The sequence below is a fragment of the Providencia sp. PROV174 genome (genome assembly GCF_028480685.1).
In the GTDB taxonomy this organism is placed as follows: Bacteria; Pseudomonadota; Gammaproteobacteria; order Enterobacterales; family Enterobacteriaceae; genus Providencia; species Providencia rettgeri.
In genome coordinates, this window is the sequence record NZ_JAMPOT010000010.1 from 24,277 (window position 1) to 43,358 (window position 19,082).

Genomic DNA, 19,082 nt, shown 5'->3' on the forward strand with positions numbered 1-19,082 from the left:
GCTTACCGATTAAGCGCCTTTATTACTATAAATATGTAAGCAAAATAAAAATACTTATAACAAAACAGCGAACTGTGTTGAGCATCTAATTACAGTGTTATAAAATAGTAAAACTTTCATTTTTAGTGTTTTTGACCTATTTTTCTTTCTTTAACCAATAAAAAAATTTTATAACAATAAATTCTTTTAGCACAGGGCGCTAAATCAGGTTTATGCTTCGATAACCTAAATAAAAAAGATAAGCATAACCCTTTGTTTACATTAACCTAGTCGATGGGATAACCTCTAAGGAAACGGCCATGTATTCAGGACTCTTAATTATTCTTCTACCGTTAACACTCGGTTATCTTATTCCTATTAAAAATAAACGTATTCTCCATCGAGTTCATCAATCTCTGAATTCAATGGTATATGTTATTTTATTTTTAATGGGAATTACCCTCGCACTACTTGAAAACTTAAGCGTTCACTTATTTTCTATTTTAATTTATGCAGTTACCTTTTTTGGTTGCATATTTTCATTGAATGTAATCTCACTGTTATTGCTCGATAAATTTGATCCATGGAGAATTCCGCAACATAAACAAGAAAAGCCACCTTCACGAATCAAAATGGTTCTCGAATCCTTACAGCTATGCGGTGTGCTACTACTCGGATTTGCCGTTGGCTTGACGCATTTTGACTTTCTACACTATGCCGACAAAGGCAGCCAAGTGGCGTTAATGCTATTGCTATTACTTGTCGGTATTCAGCTACGCAATAGTGGCATGAGCATCAAGCAAATTTTAATCAATCGCCGTGGTACCACCATCGCGTTTGTCATGGCAATCAGTGCGTTAGCCGGTGGCGCGTTAGCTGCATTTTTACTCGATCTTCCAGTGAAAATGGGGCTAGCGCTCGCTTCTGGCTTTGGCTGGTACTCATTAACAGGCATCGTACTTACCGATGCATATGGCCCAGTCATGGGAAGTGCGGCTTTTTTCAATGACTTAGCAAGGGAACTTGCTGCCATCATGCTCATTCCTATTATTATCAACCGTTACCGCTCAACGGCTCTTGGCATTTGCGGTTCAACATCAATGGATTTTACATTACCTGTTTTACAACGCAGCGGTGGAGTTTCAATTGTCCCTGCCGCCATTGTTCACGGCTTCGTACTTAGTCTAATTACGCCAATTCTTATGGCCTTCTTTACATAGGTAAAATTTCAGTCACAATAGCCGTTAATTTGCGTGAAACAGGAAATTAACATGACAGATAAACAACGTGTTTTAGTGTTGGGCGCTAGTGGCTATATTGGTCAGAATTTGATCCCTAAACTCATTGAGCAAGGATATGACGTAACAGCAGGTGCACGCCGTGTTGATTGGATGCTATCTCAAGGCTGGCAAGACACCCAATGCATTTATGTAGATCTTCACGACCCCGAAACATTAAAAGGTGTCATGGAAGGCATCGACATTGTTTATTTCCTCGTTCATAGCATGGCTGACCAAGCCAATTTAGTCGAACGTGAGCGCGCAGCCGCTCGCAATGTGCAACAAGCCCTTGAAGGCTCAAGCGTTAAACATGTTATCTATCTCAGCGCATTACAACACGGGCATACCTATTCACCACACCTAATAGCACGGCGTTTAACCGGTGATATTTTACGTGAGAGCCAAGTCCCTGTTACTGAAATTCGTTCATCCATTATCGTTGGCTCTGGTTCTGCTGCATTCGAAATCATGCGCGATATGGTCTACAACTTAGCGATTTTAACGCCACCGCGTTGGGTTCGCTCTAAGTCGTCACCTATCGCCCTGTCGAATATTTTGTATTATTTAACGCAACTAGCAAAAATACCAACAACCGAGAACCGAATTTTCGATGCGGGTGGTCCTGAGTTTATTAGCTACCAAGAACTATTTAAACGCTTTATTAAAGTCAGTGGTAAACGGCGTTTACTTATCCCTATTCCGATCCCCATCAGTATGATCTCTGTGCATTTCATCAGTTTGATCACCTCTGTGCCACCATCAATTGCTAAGGAGCTAATCCAAGGCTTGCAGCACGATCTCCCGGCAGATGATAAAGCGTTACGAGAACTGATCCCACAAACCTTAATTTCTTTTGATGACGCGGTTAGAACCACTTTAGCTGAAGAAGCCGATGCCGTTGATAACGCAGATTGGGGTTATGACCCAGAAGTCAGAAAGCGTTGGCGTCCTGGTTATGGCTATTACCCAAAACAAGCGGGAGCAACCCTTGGAACAACGGCCAGTTCAGAATCGCTCTGGTATACAGTGCAACAGATTGGCGGAAAAAACGGCTATTTCTATGCCAATGGTCTGTGGAAAACCCGCGCCATCATGGATGATATGATGTTGAATAAAGTGAAATATGGCCGCCCCGATCGTGAACAGCTCCAACTCGGTGATGAGATTGACGGCTGGCGCGTGATTAATCTTGAGCCTAATAAACAACTTAGCTTGTTATTTGGTATGAAAGCTCCAGGACTTGGCCGCCTAACTTTTACTATTCATGATAGCGGAAACCGCCGTTCAATCGATGTTCGGGCATGGTGGCACCCTGCTGGCTTTTGCGGTCTACTCTATTGGTTTGCCATGATGCCTGCACATTTATTTATTTTTAAAGGCATGGCAAAACGCATCAGTGAGCTAGCTTATGAGCGGGATAAACAACTCGCTAAACAACAGCAAGCAGAGCAACTGACCGTTAAATCAGAATAAATTTAGCGTAAAAACCAAATTTTTATGCAGAAATTATTGCATAAATATGCTCATAGGATTAATATCGCGGGTAGTGAAATAAGATATTATTGGTACACATGAGCATTCAATTAAAAAACATCAACTGTTTCTATGGTTCCCATCAGGCACTCTTTGATATCAATCTAGAGTGTTCTTCTGGTGAGACTATGGTATTACTCGGGCCAAGCGGAGCAGGTAAAAGCTCATTGTTACGTGTCCTCAATTTATTAGAAATGCCACGTTCAGGCCACTTAAATATTGTGGGTCAGCAATTTGACTTTTCTTCAGCTCCAGATGCGAAAGCGATTCGTGAGCTGCGTCAAAATGTGGGAATGGTATTTCAACAATATAACCTATGGCCTCATTTGAGCGTTATGGACAACTTAATTGAAGCACCGTGCCGCGTGTTAAAATTGTCCAAGCAAGAAGCGCAAGCAAAAGCCTCTAAGCTATTAGAGCGCTTACGGTTGTCTCAATTTGCTGATCGCTACCCCTTACATTTATCGGGTGGGCAGCAACAGCGTGTTGCGATTGCTAGAGCATTGATGATGGAACCAAAAGTTTTATTATTTGATGAACCAACTGCTGCACTTGACCCAGAAATCACCGCACAAGTTGTTGATATTATTCGAGAACTATCTGCAACTGGAATTACGCAAGTCATCGTTACTCACGAAGTGGAAATTGCTCGTAAAACCGCTAGCCGTGTAGTGTATATGGAAAATGGCCATATAGTAGAACAAGGGGATGCAAGCCATTTCACTGCACCTCAAACAGAAGCATTTGCAAATTATCTGTCACATTAATAGATATAGGATTAAGCAATGAAAAAAATTATATTAGCTGCACTACTGGGCGCTGTAACCCTATCTGCAACTGCTGCGGAAAAAGAAACCATCCGTTTTGCAACAGAAGCGACTTACGCACCTTTTGAAATGTTCGATAAGAATAACCAAATCGTTGGCTTTGACGTTGATTTAGCCAATGCCATGTGTGAAAAAATGAATGCAACTTGTACATTTACTCACCAATCTTTCGACAGCTTAATCCCTAGCTTAAAATTCCGCCGCTTTGAAGCATTAATGGCAGGTATCGATATTACCCCTGAGCGCCAACAGCAAGTGGATTTCACTGAAACTTACTACCCTAACTCAGCAGAGTTTATTGCTGTGAAAGAAAAAATCAGCTCAGTAGACCAATTAAAAGATAAAAAAATTGGTGTTCAAAACGGAACCACTCACCAAAAATATATCATGGAACAACATAAAGGTATGACAACCGTTCCTTATGATAACTACCAATCTGCTATTTTAGACCTGCAAAATGGCCGTATCGATGCCGTCTTCGGTGATACCGCAGTTGCTGACGAATGGTTAAAAGCTAAAGGTAACGAAAACTTAGCCGCTGTAGGTGAAAAAGTGACTGATCCACAATATTTTGGTATTGGGCTTGGTATTGCGGTGCGTAAAGGAAATAAAGAGCTGTTGGATAAAATGAATAAAGCCTTAGCTGAAGTTAAAGCAGACGGCACTTATGATGCTATCCACAAAAAATGGTTTCAACAGTAATTGATATAATTAATGAGCAACTTTCTATTTTTAACAAGTGCCGCCGGTATTACCGTCGGCCTTGCTGTTTCTGCACTGGTTTTGGGGCTGATCCTCGCCATGCTATTTACCGCGTGGGAATCCGTCCGTTTTAAACCTATTGCCTTTTTAGGGACTTGTTGGGTTACTTTGATTCGCGGTCTACCTGAATTACTGGTCGTGTTGTTTGTCTATTTTGGTACATTACAACTGATCAATTTGTTTGGTGATGGGTTCGATATAAACCTCGGTTTTTGGCAAGGCACTATCCAGATTGACCCCAGCATATTCTTTGCTGATAGTGGTGAATTTGATTACACCCCATTTGTTTGTGGTGTTATTGCCCTCGCCTTGTTATACGCATCTTATGCATCACAAACATTAAGAGGGGCTTTAAAAGCAGTACCTTATGGTCAATGGGAAGCCGGTTTTGCATTAGGCTTAAACAAACGTACTATTTTCTTTCGGTTCATTATGCCGCAAATGTGGCGCCATGCGCTTCCAGGCTTAGGTAACCAATGGCTTGTATTATTAAAAGATACTGCGTTAGTTTCACTCATCAGCGTTAATGATTTGATGTTGCAAACAAAAACAATCGTCAATAGGACTCACGAACCATTCACATGGTACGCCATTGTGGGTTTGATTTACCTTGCCATTACGTTAGTCAGCCAGGTTATTTTAAAACGTATTGAATTGCGTACGACTCGCTTTGAGCGAGGTGAATCAAAATGATGGATTTAATTTTAGATATTCTTCCTGGGCTACCAACCAGCTTATCACTGACATTTAGTGCTCTTATTGTAGCTTTTATCTTAGCGATATTATTTACTTTAATTCTTTCACTTAAAACCCCCGTGGTTTCTCAAGCCGTTAAAGTCTATATCACGCTTTTCACTGGTACGCCTTTATTGGTGCAGTTCTTCTTAATTTATAATGGTCCAAGCCAGTTTAAATCGCTGCAGAATTACCCAATGCTATGGGAGTTTATCTCAACCCCTTGGGTATGCGCCATGATAGCATTGGCACTAAATAGTGCAGCATATTCTACTTTGTTATTCCACGGTGCAGTTAAAGCTATTCCGTCAGGCCAATGGCAATCGTGCCAAGCCCTCGGGATGAGCAAAATGCAAACCATGCGTATTATTTTGCCTTATGCCTTTAAACGTTCGTTATCGTCCTATTCCAATGAAGTCGTCCTGATTTTCAAAAGTACTTCACTTGCCAGTACGATTACAATGCTAGATGTTATGGGTTACAGCCAACTGATCTTTGGTCAAAGCTGGAATGTGATGGCGTTTGTTGCAGCAGGAATTATTTATTTAGTGGTCAATGCAATTTTGACCATTCTAATGCGCTTAATTGAACGCAAAGCGTTGGAATTTGAGCACAGAGGTTAGTCCTTCTTTCTCGCCGACAAGTAAAAAAAGCTTGGTGTTATGCCAAGCTTTTTTTAATAAGATTCATTGTTTTTTGAAAGAACATTAAAATTACAAATACCATAATTCAGGTCATTGCATAAACAAAATAAATAATTGAGATGACTATGCCTAATATTAAATTTGACATTCCTTTTAATCAAAATAAATTAATTACCTATTTTAAAAAAGACAAAAAAAACATAATAAGTAACAAACTATCTCTTGTAAAGAATACATCACATATAACTAATGGCCTTTGTTATGGATTGTCCTCTGCTTATCTTTGTAATGAAAACAAGAATCAAGGTGATAAATTAATAAAAACCATAACTTCACAATTAAAAAAATGCAACCAAGATAAAGCATCAAACAAATTTAAGTTACTTAGTACAAAAACAAAGAAATACAATTATAATATATCGACATTGAACACTCATTTAGCTAATATTTTAAACATTCAAATAAATTGCTCACGCGCATATAATTTCAATTACATCTCATACAACTTAGATTCAATTATTGGAGAAACAGTGTCCCAAAAACTCTCTCTAGATAAAAAGATAAGCTACCTAAATACCAATGAAGAAACTAAACCATTAATAATTGATAATAAAAAAAACAACAGCTTATATAACATACTATTTTTTCTTAATGAAAGAAAAGATGTAATTAATGATAAAATATCATTTTCAAAAGAGAGTCATGAAGTTTTAAAACTGGTGAATTTATACTACAATCTGTTAAAAACAGAAAATATTGAATTCTATCCTAAATCAGATTTAAATATAGATATCCTTCATAAAATAAAAAATGACATAGAATTAAGTGAAGCTGAAGTAATAGATTTTTTAAAAAGCTCATTTAAATTTTTAGCCAAAAATGAAATGTATAAAAATACGTCTAAAAAATTAAACTTTGGTTTAGTAAACTGTAAAGAACGAAAAATCAATGACGATGAAAATTTAATTTTCAATAATAACCGTTCATCCATTCAAGAACTTAAGGACAGAATAAAAAGCATAATAAACAATGAAAGGGATTTTCATTCATTAATTATTTATGATAATCATTGCATGGCTATTTCGATTAAACGTAACTCAACAAGCTCCGATTATATCTATAAATTCTTTGATTCTAATAAAGGGATAAAAAAATATAAAACTCAAGAATCTTTTTTTGATGATATTGAAGAGTTACTTTCCAATCATAGTTCAGATAAAACTCTAATCAAAACACTGGATTTTCCAGTTGAAATAATCTCAATGGAATCACTTAATAATTCTAGTTATAATATTTTATAAAATAACTAGAATAAATTTTGAAAATAGAGCATAAAAATGTCGAACAATAAGCTGTTCAAATAGGCTTTACTGTTCGATTCGCTTTAGCAATGTCAGCACTTCAAAGTGTGCAGTATGAGGAAATAAGTCAAATAACTGGACTTTACAGACTTGATAGCCAGCCAACAGTTGTAAATCTTGCGCCATGGTTTGTGCATTACAGCTAGAATACAAAATATATTCAGGCTGCATATGCGTAAGGTAATCGCATAATTCCTTACCGATCCCTCGACGTGGCGGATTAACTAAAATAAGCTGAGGGATATCCTGATTCGCCGTGGCAAAACGCGTTGAATCAAGGGCTTTAAACTCAACATGCTTTAATCCAAGTTCATCCGCTGATTGCTGTGCGCTGGCAATCGCTGGTGCACTGATTTCTATCCCTGTTAAGCGAGCGTCTTTTTCAGCACAGTGCAACCCAAAACCGCCCACGCCACAAAACAGATCCCACAAGCTATCGATATCTAACGCTTTAACCCATTCTCTAGCGGTTTGGTATAATTTTGCAGCCACTATAGGATTCGTTTGGAAAAAACCTTGTGGACGAATAAATAAAGGGACTTGATTAAACTCTTCACGAAGTGTGCGCTGCTCCGTTAAGAAAATTTCATCCTCACCTTCAAGTATTGCCATATGCACGGGTTGAATATTGGCGGTGATCACCTCAAGCTGTGGCAACTGTTCTTGTAGCCATGGCAGTGCCTTTTTTAATTGCTCAATTTTTTTCTCTGAGCGCAACACAAACCGCAGCATAAATTTCCCAGTATGATGACTTTGAGTCAATAATAGGTATTTTAACTCACCACGTTTGCGTTCAATGTTATAAGGCGTCAGCCCTGCCCTTGCAATAAAAGGAATAATGGCACTAAACACATCAGAAAAGGCATCTGGATACAACGGGCAGTCCGTTAAATCTACACCTTGCCCATCTCGCCCAACAATACCTAAAATGGGCTTCTCAACACTACCACTAACGACCATTTTAGCTTTATTGCGAAAAGCCGCTTGCGGCCCTGTAGCTGGAGGCTGAAATAGGGAGGTATCAATAGCAGGTAAAAGAGCCTGTAGTTGGCTCTGCTTTTCAATAATTTGCTGTTCAGGAGTTAGTGTTAGCCATTGGCATGAATGGCATTGCCCTGTGGCATACTTTTCACAATGCATAACAAAGACTTAGTGGATGATTATCGAAGGTTTGTCGTCAAGAGAATGCTCAGAGTCTTCATCAACATTGTCATCGTCTTCACTGAAATCATCTTGATTCGCATACAGCAAGTTATTGCTAAAAATTTCAAATACAATAGCTGAAATTTGTTCTTCTGCTTGCTGTAAAAAATGACCGAATTGACGATATGTCATTCCTGCTGCTAATGAAAATGATTGGCTAACAATCAATTTAGGCAAGTTTTCATTATTTATTTCAAGGAAAACTTTTGCCGTTAATGAGCTGGCATTAATTTGGCTGATATTCGCCACTAACGTCACAATCGCTGTCGGTTTGAGCTCAGCTAATGCAGACAACACCAAAACATTATTTAAAATATCGAGCTTCGCATCAAAAATACCGTCAATATTTTGCATATGAGGTAAATGTAATGCAGAGCAGGAATCACACTCGAAATAAGAGGTTTTGAGTTGGTCTAGCCATTCACGTAACTTAGTGATGTCAGGGTAACAAATAGAATCCATGGGCAGTAACCTTCTTCAACTCAAAATAGTCGTGCAATATTGATTTGTTAGGGTTTTGGCACATTTTCCCCCTAACGAAAAAAACGAATAATTCTCACATATTGTAGGCCGAAACACCAGTAAAACCGCGTTTAATCTGCTTATTCATCGAGTTTATTATCTGTAGAGTCTGATTTTTTAGAGGCTTTCTTTTCTGGTTGTTTATTATCTATCCCCAAAAAACTCAGGCCATGAATTGCTCGCCAGACAATATTGATCATTGCAGGTACCAAACAGCCAATACCGACCATAATAATGCTGACGATAGCCCCCGGCTGCATTAAAGGCTCCGGCAGGGTGATATAGTCATTTAATGCCAACAACACAATGATAAGCAGAATGATCCCGACACCTTCTAACACGATAATGGGCTTTGGCATATCCGCCAATGAACGCATCGTCCCTTTAGACTGAGGTTTATTACTCATTCTTCCTCTCCTCTCATTATTGTGTCACTTCCTCAAACTGAGGATTATATGCCATACCTATAGGTATAACAGGAAAATTCGACTTTTATTTCATAATTTATGTAGGCATAGTATTGAGCATTGTAATTAGAATCTGAGTTCAAGATAAAAAGGAGATACTATGTATACTGTTATTTTTGGTCGTCCTGGCTGCCCATACTGCGTTCGTGCAAAAGAACTCGCTGAAAAACTGAAAAATGAACGTGAAGATTTTGACTACCGCTATGTTGATATTCAAGCAGAAGGTATTTCTAAAGAAGATTTATCTAAAACTGTCGGCAAACCTGTTGAAACCGTTCCACAAATTTTCATTGATGAGCAACACATTGGTGGGTGCACAGATTTCGAAGCTTATGCAAAAGAAAATTTAAATCTTTACAAATAGTTAGCCACTTCCGTTTTTCATCTCAACAAGCAAAGTTGTTCACTTATTTATCGGTGCTGACACTTTGCTTGTTCTTTTTGTGCTATTTAAGCCAAATTTAATAAAAATATTGCACTTTTTTTCATCTAGGTGAGAACTTTCTTTTTTAGACGGAGTCTTAATTAATGCCACTGCTTTTCTTTGATGTCCCCATATTGAGGAGCCCGATAGCCAACTTTTTGTTTTCCTGCTATCGGGTTTTTTGTTTCTAACGACTGGGTTCACCTTGCAATGTAATGATTAACCTACGTTTTCCACCATAATTTCGGTGCTCACATAAATAAATCCCCTGCCACGTCCCCAAGTTTAAACGCCCTTTAGTAATCGGAATAGTCAAACTGGCACCTAATAAACTGCTTTTTAGGTGAGCTGGCATATCATCACTTCCTTCATAATCATGTTTATAATAAGGCTCATTTTCAGGAACGGCCTGATTAAAAAAACTTTCGAAATCTTCTCTGACAGTGTAATCCGCATTTTCATTTATCGTTAAAGATGCCGATGTATGTTGAATAAAAATATTGGCTAAACCAACATTGATTAAACTAAGTTTGGGAAGCTGCTTGAGAATTTCTTCTGTCACTAAATGAAACCCTCTTGCTTTTGCGCTAAGTTGTATCTCTTTTTGCCACCACATCACTTTTTTTCTTCCTTTTACTTATCAAAGTCTGTTACTGCACTAAATAATTATTGAGTAATAGTTAAACCGCAAGTAAATTTGTCGCACAAAGCTTTCAATAATAAGACAAAGGGACTTTACCTGCTCATTAAGAAACTTTAATCTCCCTTTTTGACTCTATTCTGTCTCACTAACTATCTGTCCGAGGTACTGAACTGTGCTGGAACAACTTAACCTTGATCTATTCAATTTGATCAATGCCACTCCAGAAACCGCAAGTGGAACCATTGCTGTAGCGAACGTGATTGCGAAACGTTTAATTTTGTTATTTCCACTATTTACTGTTGCTTGTTGGTTTTGGGGCGCCCAGCCAAATATGACTCGCCAACGTGCCTTTGCCTGTAAAGCCGCTATTGCTATCGTCATTGGTTTAACTATCTCATGGTTAATTGGTTATTTTGCTCCACATGACCGCCCATTTGTCATGGGGGTTGGTACCAATTTCTCTGATCATGAAGCTACGCCATCCTTCCCGAGTAATCATGGCACAATTGTCTTTACATTCGCCTTCGCATTCCTTTTCTGGCTAAGAACTTGGGTCGGGCTTGTGATGATGATCCCAGCTGTTGTGATTGCTTGGTCACGTATTTACCTCGGTGTTCATTGGCCTTTAGATATGGCTGGTGCTTTCATACTTGCGATGGTGGCATGCGGCTTAACTCAAATTCTCTGGTCTCTTGGTGCGAATAAAATTCAATTACCTATCACTCAACTATATAGCTTTATTTTTTCCCCACTTATTCGTAAAGGTTGGTTTCAACCATAACAATATAGACTCAAATACTGGCATTAATTAATGCCAGTATTTTTCGCCTTATAAAAATTGAGCTAAATCAAAGTTTCTGTTTATTTTCATTTTCATCATTAAAACTTTTTTGAAGTTATCAATAAAATTATCAAAACAATTAATTAACAAATATTTTGTTACCTTTTTCAATTATTTTTTTCGTTGCAAAAAAAGTGACAAATATAGGTCTAAGAAAAACATAAAATAATTAATATATAGTTCTATTCCCTCCAATTTTCAAACTAATTAATCACGCAATAAACCAATCAATAAATGAAAAATATTTTGTTATTTTTCATGTAAATACAAAAATACACAGCTTAGAAAATCGTACTACTATTACAGTACAGTTCAATATTCACATTGATATGGATGATATTTTAACCAGCTACATTCCGATCATTAATATAATAATATTTTTCTAATAGAATTTTATTCTACTCACATTTAAGCAAAGAAAAACTTATTTACTCAGTATTTAATCGCTAACAAAAATAAACTTAACACAAATTTATTTAACAATTTTATAAAATATGATTATTTCTCGCAATCTTGGGGGATATTTCTCTTTTGAGATAATGATCACGGCATTTTATTCTGGTAAAATATAAATTCACACACTCAAAATCCACTGTTAAAATTAAATGATAAAAATACAAAACTGATTGAAAATCAATTTACCGTAAATTTTAGTTTTATTTCCAATCAGATTGTTACGCAAAAGAAAACAATTGTTATTGAGTAATTGTTCGTACCAAAAGATTAAAAGTTCGTAACGCAATTGCCGTTACGCTAAATGATTTTTTTGACTTATATTTTCGGAGACTATTATGGATGCAACAAAAGTTGGTTCCATCGACAAAACAGCCTCGCAAACAGTAACGAGTAATGCTTGGCGCAAAACTGACACAGTATGGATGCTGGGTTTATATGGTACAGCTATCGGTGCTGGAGTGTTGTTTTTGCCAATCAACGCAGGTATGAGTGGTTTATTACCTGTTTTACTGATGCTGGTATTAGCCTTCCCAATGACATTTTTTGCTCACCGTGGGTTAACACGCTTCGTTCTCTCTGGTTCAAAACCTGACGGTGATATTACTGAAGTCGTCGAGGAACACTTTGGTCGCACAGCAGGTAACTGGATCACCCTACTCTACTTCTTTGCTATTTACCCTATTCTTCTTGTTTATGGTGTTTCCATCACCAATAACGTCAATAAATTCTTAACCGAATTATTAGGCGTTGGCGCACCACCACGCTGGTTACTTGCCTTGATCCTTGTCGGCGGAGTCATGGCGATTGTAGCATTCGGTGAAAAATACATCGTCAAAGTCATGAGTATGTTAGTGTTTCCATTTATCGCCGTACTGGTTGCATTCTCACTGTATATGATCCCACACTGGTCTGGTGATGTACTGAATACCTTAACTTGGGAAGGTATCACTGAAGCAACAAAAAATACGGGTGGGCAAAGTATTTGGGTCACCATTTGGCTGACAATCCCTGTGATGGTATTCGCATTTAACCACTCGCCAATTATTTCTGCTTTCTCTGTGGCAAAACGTGAAGAATACGGTGATGCCGCTGAACAAAAATGTTCACGGATCCTTGCATCCGCGCACATTTTGATGGTGCTGACCGTTATGTTCTTCGTGATCAGCTGTGTATTTACCTTATCTTCAGCAGATCTCGCACAAGCTAAAGCACAAAATATTAGTATCCTTGACTATTTGTCTGGCTATTTTGATCAGCCATTCATCAAGTATGCTGCTGCAATTATTGCCTTTATCGCAATTATTAAATCTTTCCTCGGCCACTATTTAGGGGCTCGTGAAGGTTTCAATGGCTTAGTTGAACGTGCTTATCGTGCAAAAGGTAAAACCATTGATGTTCGCAAATTAAACCGCGGTACTGCAATTTTCATGTTAGTCACCACTTGGATAGTAGCAACATTAAACCCGGGTGTATTGGATATCATTGAAAGCCTAGGTGGCCCAGTTATCGCTATCTTACTATTCTTAATGCCAATGTATGCAATTAGCAAAGTACCTGCGATGCGTAAATACTCAGGTAAAATCAGTAATGTATTTATCGTAATTATGGGTCTGGTCGCTATCTCTGCGGCAACATATAAGTTATTCTTCTAATTGAAGCCACTAGGTAGCAACCAGTAATGGAAGCTACCTAATTTCAATGACTTTCTACAAAAGGAAGCACTGAATATGATTAGTGTATTTGATATCTTCAAAATTGGTATCGGCCCTTCAAGCTCCCATACTGTCGGCCCAATGAAAGCAGGCAAACAGTTTGTTGACGACCTTATCCAGCAAGAATTACTCACTCGTACGACACGAATTTCAGTAGATGTCTATGGCTCACTCTCTTTAACGGGTAAAGGCCATGCAACGGATATGGCGATTATTATGGGCCTTGCGGGTAACTTACCAGACACCATTGATATTGACGCTATTCCTGCTTTTATGCGTAATGTAGAGCAAACTGAAAGGCTCTCCCTTGCACACGGGCAACATGAAGTTGATTTCCCTACTGAAGGTGGCATGAATTTTCATACTACCAACCTCCCCCTCCATGAAAATGGAATGAGTATTACGGCATTCAGTGGTGATGATGTTATTTACAGCAAAAATTACTATTCTATCGGTGGCGGTTTTATCGTCGATGAAGAGCACTTTGGCCAGTCTGATGAAAATGCAGTGCAAGTCCCTTACCCATTTAAATATGCGGCCGACCTGCAAAAGCATTGTAAAGACACAGGGTTATCACTTTCGGCACTCGTGATGCAGAATGAATTAGCATTACGTAGTAAAGAAGAAATTCAGCAATACCTCTCGTCCGTATGGGAGGTCATGAAATCCGGTATTGAACGGGGAGTGACAACCGAAGGTTTACTACCTGGACCATTACGTGTACCGCGCCGAGCAGCCGCATTACGCCGTCAACTCGTGACAACCGATAACACCAATATGGACCCAATGGCAGTCATAGATTGGATCAATATGTATGCGCTTGCCGTTAACGAAGAAAATGCAGCGGGTGGTCGTGTTGTCACGGCACCAACTAATGGCGCATGTGGCATCATTCCTGCGGTATTAGCTTATTATGATAAGTTTATTCGCCCTGTGAATGAAAATTCCTATACCCGTTACTTTTTAGTTTCTGGTGTGATTGGTGCGTTATATAAAATGAATGCATCAATTTCCGGCGCCGAAGTAGGTTGCCAAGGAGAAGTGGGTGTTGCTTGTTCGATGGCCGCTGCGGGGCTCGCCGAATTAATGGGCGGTAGCCCTGAGCAAGTGTGTATCGCAGCAGAAATTGCCATGGAGCATAACTTAGGTCTCACCTGTGACCCTGTCGGAGGGCAAGTTCAAGTCCCTTGTATTGAACGTAACGCCATTGCTTCCGTTAAAGCCGTGAATGCGGCACGCATGGCACTTCGCCGCGTCAGTGACCCACGTGTTTGCCTCGATAAAGTCATTGAAACCATGTATGAAACTGGTAAAGATATTAACGCGAAGTATCGAGAAACTTCTCAAGGCGGCTTAGCGATTAAATTGGCTCACTGCGAATAGTATTGGTTATCTATCGTCTCTAAAAAAATGCCTGCTAATGCAGGCATTTTTTTGTTCACATCATTTTCAACTCAACCATTATTAACCGAAAATGGCACTCCACCAGCCACTAATGGTTTTCATGATATAATCCCAAATACGCCCAAAGAACCCCGCTTCTTCAACCGCATTTTTTGCGACTAAAGGGTGCTGTTCGACGACTTCATCATTAAGAATAAAGTTAATCGTTCCCACTGTTTGGTTCTTAGCAAGAGGCGCTTCAAGTGAATCGTTGGTGAGTTGAATATCCACTTTTAAGTTTTGCAATTGCCCTTTAGGAATAGTAATAGAAACATCATCGGCAACACCTAAATCAACTTCTGAAGTATCACCAAACCAGACACGCTGCTTTTTCAATGTGGCATCAGCTTTAATTGGCGTGACAGTTTCAAAGAAACGGAAACCCCATGTTAGTAATTTTTCGCTTTCAGAAAAACGCACTCGGTCACTTGGTGCCCCCAACACAACTGAAATTAAACGCATATCACCTTCTGTTGCAGAGGCGACTAGATTATGACCTGCACCACTCGTGTGCCCAGTTTTTACACCATCCACCTTTAAATTTTGGTTCCATAACAGACGATTTCGATTAGGTTGACGAATTTTATTAAAGGTAAATTCCTTTTCCTTGTGCAATGCGTATTCATCGGGAACATCACGGATCATCGCTTGGGTTAACAATGCCATATCCCGTGCCGTACTGTATTGCCCTTCAGAATCGAGACCATGAACCGTTTTAAAGTGAGTATTTTTCAAACCAATCTTTTGCACGTATTGATTCATTAAGCTCACAAATGAATCTTGGCTACCTGCAACATAATCAGCAAGGGCGATACTGGCATCGTTCCCTGACTGGATCACAATCCCTTTATTTAAATCCAATACAGAAACGCGGTCTTTTGGCTTCAAAAACATCAAAGAAGAGCCTTTCAAAACAGGATTACCCGTCGCCCACGCATCTTCCCCTACCGTGACCATGTCTTGAGGGGTAATTTTCCCTGCATTTACTGCCTGACCAATCACATAGCTGGTCATAATTTTGGTTAAACTTGCGGGGTCTAAGCGTTCATCTGGATTCCCAGAAGCTAAAATTTTACCGCTATTATAATCCATCAGAACAAATGCTTTTGCATCGACTTGAGGAGCAACCGGTGTCTGCGCCGCATAAACACTGCTACTTACGGCAACCAAAAGACTCAACCCGATACCTGCTCGGCGGGTTTTTAAAGACAACATTTTCTTACTCATCGGTTATTCCTTCACTTAATTCTACACATTTAAAATACGGTCATTGACTCAGCATCACTAAACGAGAAACCATCGCCGTGACAAAATTCGATAACTAGACCTAATATAAGACTTTAATTTCACAGAGGCCACAGCTAACAAATAAACATTTGCCTATGAGTGAATTTAATCTATCTTAACCATAGTCGATACCAAAAAAATCAATTTAGGAGACTGCAATGTTAACTGTTTGGGGACGCGTCAACTCTTCCAATGTCAAAAAAGTACTTTGGTGCTTAGAAGAATTAAATATCGCTTACAATCAAAAAGATGTGGGTGGCCCATTTGGTGGACTAGATACACCTGAATATATAAAAATGAATCCAAACAGCACCATTCCAACTCTACAGGATGATGACTTTGCGCTGTGGGAATCAAATACGATTTTACGTTACCTTACGGAAAAATTTGATCATTCTCACTTATTACTCGCACAAGACCTACAAGAAAGAGCTGCCGCCGATAAATGGATGGATTGGGGTGGTGCTAATTTATTCGACCACATTAAGCAAATGATGAACAAAATTGTTCGTGTCCCTGAAGCAGATAGAGACCCAGAGCAAGCTAAAATTATATATGGCAATATTAATCGATTACTCACAATTGCTGATAATGCATTAGCCAACCAAGCCTATTTCAGTGGTGATAAATTTGGTATCGCAGACATCGCTATCGCGCCACTATTTTACCCTTGGCATGAAATTGTGACTGAACGCCCTGAATTTAACAATTTGGAACGCTGGTATCAGCAGCTGACCACGCGTCCTGCGTTCCAAAAAATTGTCATGATCCCGATTAAGTAATCACAGAGTCATACTCATCAAACTTGGGTTTGGGTACTGGTATTCAAACCCGAGTTCTTGGCAAATTTTATTACCGTTAATGACTTTCCCTTCTAATGCATTCCCCTCTTCAATAAATTGTGGTGGAACTAAACCAATAGATTGAGCGGCATGAGTATAAAATTCGGCTCGTGTTGGGTGGATTGGCGCACAAAGGTTATAAATATGCCCGCCTTGTGGCTGCTGGAGCAATAATAAAATGGCGTCAATGACATCGTCTTGATGCACCATATTGACAGGCTGACTTGCCCCTTTCACCCCGGTTTTACCTGCTAAAAAACGCCCTGCATGTCGTTTTTCCCCGACTAATCCAGCTAATCGCAGAATATCTACCGATATGTTCGGTAACTGATGCAACCACTGTTCTGTCGCCACTAAAGCTTTAGCCGAATCCGTCACGCCATCCAATGGGCTATCTTCGGTCATTTCACCATTTTGCTCCCCATAAACCGCAGTAGATGACGTGAAAATAACTTTGGGTACCTGAAATGCTATTGCACTATTCACCAGTGTTTCAATCGCTGCCATATAGTATTCGGTATTAATTTTAGAAGGGGGAAGCAAGATGACGATAGCATCGCTTTGCATCATCAATTGCGCTAAATCATCGTTATCACATTCAAGTTCTGGGGTTAATTTCAATGCATAGCACTCAATTCCTACCGCTTGAGCGGCTTCAATACCATCTGGTGTTGTTTTAGTGCCAACCACATGAATGCCTTGGGACAATAAAGCTTGGGCAAGGGGTAACCCTACCCACCCTAACCCAATAATGGTGACTTTCTTCATACGATAACTCCTCAATCGACCAACTGACTGAAATTAATCACAGAGTAGCTGAAAACCATAAAACTTCCGAACACAATTTCTGAGAGATTAATCACTATAAAAGCGCATCAACTAATTATTATTGGTTATTTTTTAAAAAAAGGTTGCATTCATAGGGGGAAATCGGATAGGTTGAATACCAATGAGTATTTAGTTAACACAATGAATGTTTAGTCATTCACTTAAATAACAGAACGGAAGACATTATGAATCGTATTTCACGCAACCATCATCATCACCATCATCCTGACTAGTCTTTCGGGCGATGTGTGCTGGAAGACGTTCAACGAATCTTCCGGTGGCTGAAATGCGAATTGAGAGAACCCTCGGAAGATAATCTTCCGAGGGTTTTTTTATTCTTGAACAAAGAGTTACTAAACAAAAAATTTTAAAGGGATAAGGGTAAAGTCATGTTGGATAAATCACGTTTACGTATTGCAATTCAAAAATCAGGTCGCCTGAGTGAAGAATCAAGAGAACTACTGGCTCGCTGCGGTATCAAAATCAACTTACAACAACAACGTTTGATTGCTTATGCAGAAAATATGCCTATTGATTTACTTCGCGTTCGTGATGACGATATTCCAGGGCTGGTCATGGATGGCGTTGTTGATTTAGGGATCATTGGTGAAAACGTTCTTGAAGAAGAATTATTAAACCGCCGCGCGCAAGGCGAAAACCCACAATACAAAACACTGCGCCGCCTCGATTTTGGTGGCTGTCGCTTGTCATTAGCGGCGCCATTGGACTTTAACTACACGGGTGCAGAATGCCTGAATGGTTCACGTGTTGCGACTTCTTATCCACACTTGTTAAAACGCTATTTCGACCAAAAAGGCATTCAGTTTAAATCATGTCTGTTAAATGGTTCGGTAGAAGTTGCCCCGCGTGCTGGACTTTCGGATGCGATTTGTGACCTTGTTTCTACTGGTGCCACATTAGAGGCAAACGGCCTAAAAGAAGTGGAAGTCATTTACCGTTCGAAAGCGTGTTTGATTCAACGTGACGGTGAAATGTCAGCTGATAAACAACAGCTTATCGACCGTATGATGACCCGTATCCAAGGTGTTATCCAAGCACGCGAATCTAAATACATCATGTTACACGCACCAAGTGAAACACTAGAAGAAATCATTGCCTTATTACCAGGTGCTGAACGCCCAACCATTCTGCCATTAGCTGGTGACAACAACCGTGTCGCTATGCACATGGTAAGCTCAGAAACCTTATTCTGGGAAACCATGGAAAAACTCAAGGCATTAGGGGCAAGCTCAATCCTTGTATTACCAATTGAAAAAATGATGGAGTAAGCCG

19 protein-coding genes and 1 other annotated feature are annotated in these 19,082 nt (G+C 39.3%); of the genes, 13 read left to right on the forward strand and 6 right to left on the reverse strand.

Annotated elements, in window-relative coordinates:
• The first annotated feature begins 299 nt into the window (after positions 1-299).
• The 7 genes from PSE60_RS10250 to PSE60_RS10280 all read left to right on the forward strand — a co-directional run bounded on the left by PSE60_RS10250 (position 300) and on the right by PSE60_RS10280 (position 7,061).
• A complete protein-coding gene (locus PSE60_RS10250; protein ID WP_115167661.1) occupies positions 300-1,199 on the forward strand; it encodes a lysine exporter LysO family protein in 900 nt (299 codons plus the stop codon).
• A 51-nt stretch (positions 1,200-1,250) separates the two neighbouring features.
• Positions 1,251-2,732 (forward strand): DUF2867 domain-containing protein, encoded by a 1,482-nt coding sequence (locus tag PSE60_RS10255; protein WP_004909389.1) that lies wholly within the window; start codon positions 1,251-1,253, stop codon positions 2,730-2,732.
• A 98-nt stretch (positions 2,733-2,830) separates the two neighbouring features.
• Entirely contained in the window at positions 2,831-3,559 is a 729-nt protein-coding gene (gene artP / locus PSE60_RS10260; RefSeq protein WP_210840301.1) for an arginine ABC transporter ATP-binding protein ArtP, read from the forward strand.
• Between the two features lie 18 nt (positions 3,560-3,577).
• Positions 3,578-4,321, forward strand: coding sequence for an arginine ABC transporter substrate-binding protein (gene artJ, locus PSE60_RS10265; protein WP_004256405.1), 744 nt, complete (start codon positions 3,578-3,580; stop codon positions 4,319-4,321).
• 12 nt (positions 4,322-4,333) lie between these two features.
• The gene (gene artQ / locus PSE60_RS10270) at positions 4,334-5,074 is read left to right on the forward strand and encodes an arginine ABC transporter permease ArtQ (RefSeq protein WP_210840300.1); all 741 of its coding nucleotides are present in this window, start codon (positions 4,334-4,336) and stop codon (positions 5,072-5,074) included.
• Positions 5,071-5,739, forward strand: a complete 669-nt coding sequence (gene artM, locus PSE60_RS10275) for an arginine ABC transporter permease ArtM (protein ID WP_210840299.1) — start codon at positions 5,071-5,073, stop codon at positions 5,737-5,739. The genes artQ and artM overlap by 4 nt, the downstream gene beginning before the upstream one ends.
• 146 nt (positions 5,740-5,885) lie before the next feature.
• On the forward strand, positions 5,886-7,061 hold the full coding sequence (locus PSE60_RS10280; protein WP_272665348.1) for a hypothetical protein: 1,176 nt from the start codon (positions 5,886-5,888) through the stop codon (positions 7,059-7,061).
• 66 nt (positions 7,062-7,127) lie between these two features.
• Here the strand turns inward: PSE60_RS10280 and rlmC are convergent, their stop codons facing one another.
• The 3 genes from rlmC to PSE60_RS10295 form a co-directional block, all read right to left on the reverse strand.
• Positions 7,128-8,261: a 23S rRNA (uracil(747)-C(5))-methyltransferase RlmC gene (gene rlmC, locus PSE60_RS10285; RefSeq protein WP_272665349.1), complete on the reverse strand. Its 1,134-nt coding sequence runs from the start codon at positions 8,259-8,261 to the stop codon at positions 7,128-7,130.
• A 9-nt stretch (positions 8,262-8,270) separates the two neighbouring features.
• Positions 8,271-8,786, reverse strand: a complete 516-nt coding sequence (locus PSE60_RS10290) for a YbjN domain-containing protein (protein WP_210840384.1) — start codon at positions 8,784-8,786, stop codon at positions 8,271-8,273.
• Between the two features lie 140 nt (positions 8,787-8,926).
• Positions 8,927-9,253: a YbjC family protein gene (locus PSE60_RS10295; RefSeq protein ID WP_272665350.1), complete on the reverse strand. Its 327-nt coding sequence runs from the start codon at positions 9,251-9,253 to the stop codon at positions 8,927-8,929.
• Positions 9,254-9,413: 160 nt separating this feature from the next.
• On the opposite strand from PSE60_RS10295, the gene PSE60_RS10300 reads away from it, so the two are divergent.
• Positions 9,414-9,677 (forward strand): GrxA family glutaredoxin, encoded by a 264-nt coding sequence (locus PSE60_RS10300; protein ID WP_004256424.1) that lies wholly within the window; start codon positions 9,414-9,416, stop codon positions 9,675-9,677.
• A gap of 247 nt (positions 9,678-9,924) precedes the next feature.
• On the opposite strand, the gene PSE60_RS10305 is transcribed toward PSE60_RS10300, so the two are convergent.
• Positions 9,925-10,353: a secondary thiamine-phosphate synthase enzyme YjbQ gene (locus PSE60_RS10305; RefSeq protein WP_272665432.1), complete on the reverse strand. Its 429-nt coding sequence runs from the start codon at positions 10,351-10,353 to the stop codon at positions 9,925-9,927.
• A 199-nt stretch (positions 10,354-10,552) separates the two neighbouring features.
• On the opposite strand from PSE60_RS10305, the gene ybjG reads away from it, so the two are divergent.
• The 3 genes from ybjG to PSE60_RS10320 all read left to right on the forward strand — a co-directional run bounded on the left by ybjG (position 10,553) and on the right by PSE60_RS10320 (position 14,772).
• Entirely contained in the window at positions 10,553-11,161 is a 609-nt protein-coding gene (ybjG, locus tag PSE60_RS10310; protein WP_210840385.1) for an undecaprenyl-diphosphate phosphatase, read from the forward strand.
• A gap of 851 nt (positions 11,162-12,012) precedes the next feature.
• Complete coding sequence (locus PSE60_RS10315) at positions 12,013-13,329, forward strand: serine/threonine transporter (RefSeq protein ID WP_115167670.1); 1,317 nt, start codon at positions 12,013-12,015, stop codon at positions 13,327-13,329.
• A 75-nt stretch (positions 13,330-13,404) separates the two neighbouring features.
• A complete protein-coding gene (locus tag PSE60_RS10320; RefSeq protein ID WP_272665351.1) occupies positions 13,405-14,772 on the forward strand; it encodes an L-serine ammonia-lyase in 1,368 nt (455 codons plus the stop codon).
• Between the two features lie 81 nt (positions 14,773-14,853).
• Here PSE60_RS10320 and PSE60_RS10325 read toward each other — a convergent pair whose 3' ends face one another.
• Positions 14,854-16,059 carry a serine hydrolase gene (locus PSE60_RS10325; protein ID WP_272665352.1) on the reverse strand — a complete coding sequence of 402 codons (1,206 nt, stop codon included), beginning with the start codon at positions 16,057-16,059 and terminating at the stop codon, positions 14,854-14,856.
• A 218-nt stretch (positions 16,060-16,277) separates the two neighbouring features.
• On the opposite strand from PSE60_RS10325, the gene PSE60_RS10330 reads away from it, so the two are divergent.
• The gene (locus PSE60_RS10330) at positions 16,278-16,901 is read left to right on the forward strand and encodes a glutathione S-transferase family protein (protein WP_272665353.1); all 624 of its coding nucleotides are present in this window, start codon (positions 16,278-16,280) and stop codon (positions 16,899-16,901) included.
• On the opposite strand, the gene PSE60_RS10335 is transcribed toward PSE60_RS10330, so the two are convergent.
• Complete coding sequence (locus PSE60_RS10335) at positions 16,902-17,729, reverse strand: SDR family oxidoreductase (RefSeq protein WP_272665354.1); 828 nt, start codon at positions 17,727-17,729, stop codon at positions 16,902-16,904.
• A gap of 268 nt (positions 17,730-17,997) precedes the next feature.
• Positions 17,998-18,125 (forward strand) — a sequence feature (His leader region).
• Between the two features lie 53 nt (positions 18,126-18,178).
• Between PSE60_RS10335 and hisG the strand changes: the two genes are divergently transcribed.
• Positions 18,179-19,078, forward strand: a complete 900-nt coding sequence (hisG, locus tag PSE60_RS10340) for an ATP phosphoribosyltransferase (protein WP_210838862.1) — start codon at positions 18,179-18,181, stop codon at positions 19,076-19,078.
• Positions 19,079-19,082 lie beyond the last annotated feature (4 nt).